This window comes from Variovorax sp. YR752 (assembly GCF_943372545.1).
Genome location: NZ_CALRZC010000365.1, coordinates 1 through 5199, shown reverse-complemented (window position 1 = coordinate 5199; position 5199 = coordinate 1). Strand labels below are relative to the sequence as shown.

Annotated in this window: 7 protein-coding genes; 6 read left to right on the top strand and 1 reads right to left on the bottom strand. The window is 69.4% G+C overall.

The features are described 5' to 3' along the window. From AAG801_RS40220 to AAG801_RS40210, 3 genes are all read left to right on the top strand, one after another. Window positions 1-657, top strand: a 657-nt coding sequence (locus AAG801_RS40220) for a HAMP domain-containing sensor histidine kinase (protein WP_341893471.1), incomplete at its 5' end; no start/stop codon positions are given. Between the two features lie 20 nt (window positions 658-677). Further along, window positions 678-1697 carry a tripartite tricarboxylate transporter substrate-binding protein gene (locus AAG801_RS40215; RefSeq protein WP_341893470.1) on the top strand — a complete coding sequence of 340 codons (1020 nt, stop codon included), beginning with the start codon at window positions 678-680 and terminating at the stop codon, window positions 1695-1697. A 16-nt stretch (window positions 1698-1713) separates the two neighbouring features. Beyond that, entirely contained in the window at window positions 1714-2118 is a 405-nt protein-coding gene (locus AAG801_RS40210) for a DUF6194 family protein (RefSeq protein ID WP_341893469.1), read from the top strand. Window positions 2119-2160: 42 nt separating this feature from the next. On the opposite strand, the gene AAG801_RS40205 is transcribed toward AAG801_RS40210, so the two are convergent. Continuing rightward, window positions 2161-3069 carry a LysR family transcriptional regulator gene (locus AAG801_RS40205; protein ID WP_341893468.1) on the bottom strand — a complete coding sequence of 303 codons (909 nt, stop codon included), beginning with the start codon at window positions 3067-3069 and terminating at the stop codon, window positions 2161-2163. A 168-nt stretch (window positions 3070-3237) separates the two neighbouring features. Here AAG801_RS40205 and AAG801_RS40200 point away from each other — a divergent pair, with 168 nt between their 5' ends. From AAG801_RS40200 to AAG801_RS40190, 3 genes are all read left to right on the top strand, one after another. Next, a complete protein-coding gene (locus AAG801_RS40200; RefSeq protein WP_341893467.1) occupies window positions 3238-3789 on the top strand; it encodes a cupin domain-containing protein in 552 nt (183 codons plus the stop codon). Continuing rightward, window positions 3786-4592 (top strand): alpha/beta hydrolase, encoded by an 807-nt coding sequence (locus AAG801_RS40195; protein ID WP_341893466.1) that lies wholly within the window; start codon window positions 3786-3788, stop codon window positions 4590-4592. The genes AAG801_RS40200 and AAG801_RS40195 overlap by 4 nt, the downstream gene beginning before the upstream one ends. 30 nt (window positions 4593-4622) lie before the next feature. Next, on the top strand, window positions 4623-5199 hold a 577-nt coding region (locus AAG801_RS40190), incomplete at its 3' end, for a tripartite tricarboxylate transporter substrate-binding protein (RefSeq protein WP_341893465.1).

Below are 5199 nucleotides of genomic sequence, written 5' to 3'. Positions count from 1 at the left end.
GACGCCTCGCACCAGCTGCGCACGCACCTCACCACGCTGCAGATGCAGGCCGACTACGCACGGCGCGAAGACGACCCGGTGCAGGTGCGCGCCGCGCTTGACGCGCTCGGCGCCGAGATCGGCCGCGCCACGCGCAGCGCTCAGCAACTGCTGGCGCTGGGCCGCAGCGACACCGTGGCCGTCGAGCCCGCTGAATTCGACACCGCCGAGTTGCTGCGCGAGGTGGCCGTCGACCTGCTGCCGCTGGCGCGCGCCAAACGCATCGACTTGGGCATCGACCTGGGCATCCATGCGCCCTCCCCCGACCTGCACGCGGTGGGCGACCGCGGCCTGCTGCGCGAAGCGCTGAGCAACCTCGTGGCGAACGCGATCACCTACACGCCGGTGGCCGGCACCATCACGCTCTTCGCAGCCGGCGACGCAGCAGGCTGGAGCCTCAATGTCGAGGACGACGGTCCCGGCCTGAGTGACGAAGAGCGTGCCACGCTGGGCCAGCGCTTCCGTCGCGGCACGCGCGCGGGCGCCGGCGGCTTCGGGCTCGGCCTGGCGATCGTGCGCGCCATCGCGCAGCGGCACCGCGGCGATTTGCGGCTCGAAGCGCGTGGCGCGGGGCCGGGCCTGCATGCCATCATCTGGTGGCCCCGTCCCGCGGGGTGAACCGCCGCCCTTCTTCTTCGATGCCACGCCCCTTCGCCTTCACCCGTCGCCATGCGCTGCGTGCGCTGTCTGCATGGCTCGCGCCTGCTGCGCTGCATGCGACAGCGGCGGCCGGTGATGCCTCCGAAGGCCCGGCGGAGTGCGTGATTCCCGCCAAGGCCGGCGGCGGCTTCGCATTGACCTGCGCGCTCGCACGCGACGCGCTGCAGGCGGTGCGCCCCGCGCGCACGCCGCTCGCGCAGCGCTACCTGCCGGGCGGCATTGGTGCCGTCGCCTTCGACCGCATCGCCAGCGGCCAGCTCGGCGGGCCGGGCACGCTGGTCGCGTTCTCGAGCGGCTCGCTGCTCAACCTTGCGCAGGGCCGCTTCGGGCCGCACCCGCCCTCGGCCGTGCGCTGGATCGCCACGCTCGGCACCGACTACGGCGTCGTCGCCGTGCACCGCGACTCGCCCTACCGACGTTTGCAGGACCTGATCGCCGCGCTGCGCCAGGACCCGTCGCGCATCGTCTTCGGTGCGGGCGGCACGGTCGGCAGCCAGGACTGGGTGAAGGCCGCGCTGCTGGTGCGTGCGGCGGGCGGCGCACCGAAGGCGATGCGCTTCGTGTCCTTCGAAGGCGGCGGCGACGCGCTGGGCGCGCTGCAGGGCAAGCACGTCGACGCGTTCCCGGGCGATGCCGCCGAGGCGCTGCAGGCCATCGCCGGCGGCGCGGCCGTGCGACTGCTCGCGGTGCTGTCGGAAACGCGACTGGGCGGTGCGCTCGCGGGCGTGCCCACCGCGCGCGAGCAAGGCGTGGACATCGTCTGGCCGACCGTGCGCGGCGTGTACCTCAGCGCCAACGTGCCCGACGCCGCCGTGCGCGCATGGACCACCGCCTTCGCCGAGGCCACGGCCGCGCCGGGCTATGCGGCGCTGCGCGAACGGCACAGCCTTTATCCTTTCGCGCTCACCGGCGCCGCGCTCGACGACTACGTGCAGGCGCGCATCAAGGCCTACCAGGCGCTCGCCGACGAGCTCGGCCTGCGACGATGGAAACCCTGATCTCCAATTGACCTCCATGACCGAAGACGACATCACCCAACACCTCATCGACACGCTCGGCGGCGGCCATTTCGACGTGGCCGACGACAACACCTTCTTCTTCCACGGTGCGGACAACAAGTTCCCCTTTGCCACGATCGTCACGAAGGACAGCGCGTTCGACAGCGCCTCGAACCTGAACCGCCCCGGCGTGTTTCGCCTGAACGTCGGCGTGGGCAAGGAGACCTTTCGCGCGCTGTTCGGCGACGCTGAACCGTCGGGCATCGACTACATGGCGCTCGACCAGCTGATGCCGCACCCGGTGTACGCAAAGATGTACTGGGTCAGCGTGATCAACCCGAGCGCCGCGACCTTCGAGACGGTGAAGCCGCTGCTGGCCGAGGCCCGCAACCTTGCGACGGCACGAGACAAGAGCAAGTGACCCCACGCCCACGCGCGACTTGACCGCGCCGGCAGTCGGCGCTCAGGCTTCGCGTGCGCACGCCAGCATCAGGCCGCGCAGCCATTCATGCGCAGGCGAATGGTCGGTGCGCGGGTGCCAGAGCATGCGCACGTCGAACAACGGCAGCTCGAGCGGGATGTCGAACAACGAGACCGTCGCCATGCGCGTCATGCGGCGCGCCAGGCGTGCGGGCACGCTGGCCACCATGTCCGAGGTCTCCAGCACGAAGGGCAGCGCCAGAAAGCTGGGCTTGATCATCTGCACCCGCCGGCGCAGGCCATGGGGTTCGAGCGCCGCGTCGATCTGCACGTTGTATATCTGCGCGGCATCGAGTTCGATGGTCACATGCGGCAGAGCGCAGAAACCCGCCACGTCCAGCGTTTGGGAAAGCACCGGGTGGCTGCTGGCGCACAGGCCGAGGAAGCGATCGGAAAAGAGCTTGCGCCCCTTCAGGTAGTCGGGCGCGCCGGGGAAATACGTCAACGCCAGATCGAGTTCGCCAGCCGCCATCATCTCGCCAAAGTGATGGGGGTTGGTCTGCAGCACATGCAGCTTCACGCCCGGTGCCTCCTGCCGGATGCGGCGCATCACGGCGGGCATCATCAGCAGGTCGATGTAGTCGATGACGATCAGCCGGAAGGTGGTCGTCGCGGTGGCGGGGTCGAAGCTCGGCGCATCGAGCACGCGCTCGAGCGCGCCGATGGCGTCCTGCACACGCGGCCAGAGCACCAATGCCAGCTCCGTGGGCATCCACCCACTGCCCGAGCGCATCAGCAGTTCGTCGCCGAACAGATCGCGCAGCTTGGCCAGCGACACGCTCATCGACGACTGGCTCATGCCCAGCCGTTCCGCGGCGCGGGTCACATGCCTTTCACGCAGCAGCGCGTCGAAGGCACGCAACAGGTGCAGGTCGAGATCCTGAAGTTTCATGGACATATCTTGCCGCGCCGGCGCATGGATCGCGTGGCGCCTGGCGACGGGAAAACCCGCATGCGTCATCGCGAAGCCGATGGCGCGCATCGGATCTTGCGATGGCGTTCGCGGACCTGGACGCGAATACTCGAAGGCCTCTCCTTCACTTCCACAGAGATGTTCACGATGGCCATTCCCCAGATCCGCGTCACGCGCGAAGAGATGCGCAAACGCGTTGCCTACTTCAAGGACCTCAAGGGCTTCGACGGGGGCCTGCCCGACAGCCAATACCCGAGCGCCGTGCGCAAGCTCTACAACGCGGTGGGCTTCCAGCCGCCGGCCGGCAAGGGCGGTGCGCAGGTGGTGTCGCCCGTGGGCGCGCAGGCCGCCGAAAACGCCGCGATTCGCATCAGCGAAGGCTTCAACCTGGGCTTCTGCGAGGCCAAGCCGGGCAACGGCCCGATGATGCACAACCACGACACCAACGAGACCTTCATGCCCCTGACCGGCACCTGGCGCTGCTCGTGGGAACTGGACGGCAAGGACGAGTACTTCGACGTCGGCCCCTGGGACATCTGCTCCTTTCCGCCCGGCGTGAACCGGCGCTTCGAGAACATCACCCACAGCGAGCCGGACAAGACGCACTTCCTGATGTTCGTCATCGGCGGCAACGCGCCGGAGGCCGACTTCACCGAGAAGGCCAAGTCGACGCTGCGCGAAGAAGGCTACCTCGCATGAGCCTGGCCCACCCTTCGCCGCCCGCCTTGAGCCGCTATGTCGCCAGCGCGCCGCTGGGCCGCTTCACCGAGGACGACGGCACGCACTGGGACTACCGCGACAACGCCCGCCGCACGGCGAGGGCCCCGCTGGTCCTGCTGCCGGGTGCGCTGGGCAATGGCGACACGGCCTGGCAGGTGGCGCAAGCCTTCGACACCGAGCGCCGCGTGGTCAGCGTCACCTACCCCGGCGGCCGCAGCCCGGCGCAGCTCGCGCACGGGCTGGCCGCGCTGCTCGGGCATCTGGACACCGGCGCGGTCGCGCTCTGGGGTTCGTCCTACGGCGCCTGGTGGGCGCAGCATGTCGCCGCCGAATTTCCGCAGTACGTTTCGGCGCTGTGGCTGGGCAACACCTTCGTCAACGGGTCCGACGTGAAGGCCTCGCCGCTGTTCGATGCGGCCTGGCTGGACACCGCCACCGATGACGAGGTCATCGCCCGCTGGCATGCCGTCCTGGCGGCCAGGCCCGACGATCTTCTGCGCAGCGTGCAGCTGCACATGCTGCACCACGGCCTGCCGGCGCGCGCCTTCCACCAGCGATTGCGCCAGGTGGCCCATGCGCAGGCGCCAGCCGCCGTGCCAGCCATCGCCAACACGGTGGTGTGCGACTGCGAGGACGATCCGACGATCACGCCCGCGGTGCGTGCGCGTGTACGGGCGCTCTACCCTGGCGCTCGGCACCTGAGCCTTGCGACCGGCGGGCATTACCCACACATCGTTGCGCCGCAGCCGCTCATCGCCGCGCTGCGCGACTGGCTCGCCTGAATCTTTCAGAAAAAAGAACGGAGACACCCCATGCAGGACCCACGCTTTTCCCGCCGCACCGTGCTCGCGCACCTGGGCGCGGCTGCCGCCGCAATGGCCGCCCCGCCGCTGCTCGCGCAGGGCAAGTGGCCCGACCGGCCCATCAAGGTCATCGTGCCCTTTGCGGCCGGTGTATCGCCCGACGTGGTGGCACGCATCGTGAGCGAGCCCCTCGGGCGTGCGCTCGGGCAGCCCGTGGTCATCGACAACCGCGCGGGTGCGGCCGGCATCATCGGCGCGGAGCTCGCTGCCAAGAGCCCGGGCGACGGCTACACGCTGTTCATGACGGTCAACTCGATCATGGGCATCAACCCCAACGTGTACACCAAGCTGCCCTACGACACCTTCCGCGACTTCACCCCCGTGACGCAGGTCGCGCTGGTGCCCTATGTGCTGGTCACCGGCCCGAACCAGCCCGACGCCACCCTGAAAGACCTGATCGCGCGTGCGAAGGCCAAGCCGGGATCGGTCGACTACGGGTCGCTGGGCATCGGCTCGGGCCCGCACGTGGTGATGGAGATGATGAACAACATGGCCGGCATCCAGATGGTCCACGTGCCCTACAAGG

Bases quoted from the DNA above. Each gene is read 5' to 3' on its own strand.
- AAG801_RS40215 (WP_341893470.1), top strand. From the start codon at position 678: ATGCCACGCCCCTTCGCCTTCACCCGTCGCCATGCGCTGCGTGCGCTG.
- AAG801_RS40210 (WP_341893469.1), top strand. From the start codon at position 1,714: ATGACCGAAGACGACATCACCCAACACCTCATCGACACGCTCGGCGGC.
- AAG801_RS40205 (WP_341893468.1), bottom strand. From the start codon at position 3,069: ATGAAACTTCAGGATCTCGACCTGCACCTGTTGCGTGCCTTCGACGCG.
- AAG801_RS40200 (WP_341893467.1), top strand. From the start codon at position 3,238: ATGGCCATTCCCCAGATCCGCGTCACGCGCGAAGAGATGCGCAAACGC.
- AAG801_RS40195 (WP_341893466.1), top strand. From the start codon at position 3,786: ATGAGCCTGGCCCACCCTTCGCCGCCCGCCTTGAGCCGCTATGTCGCC.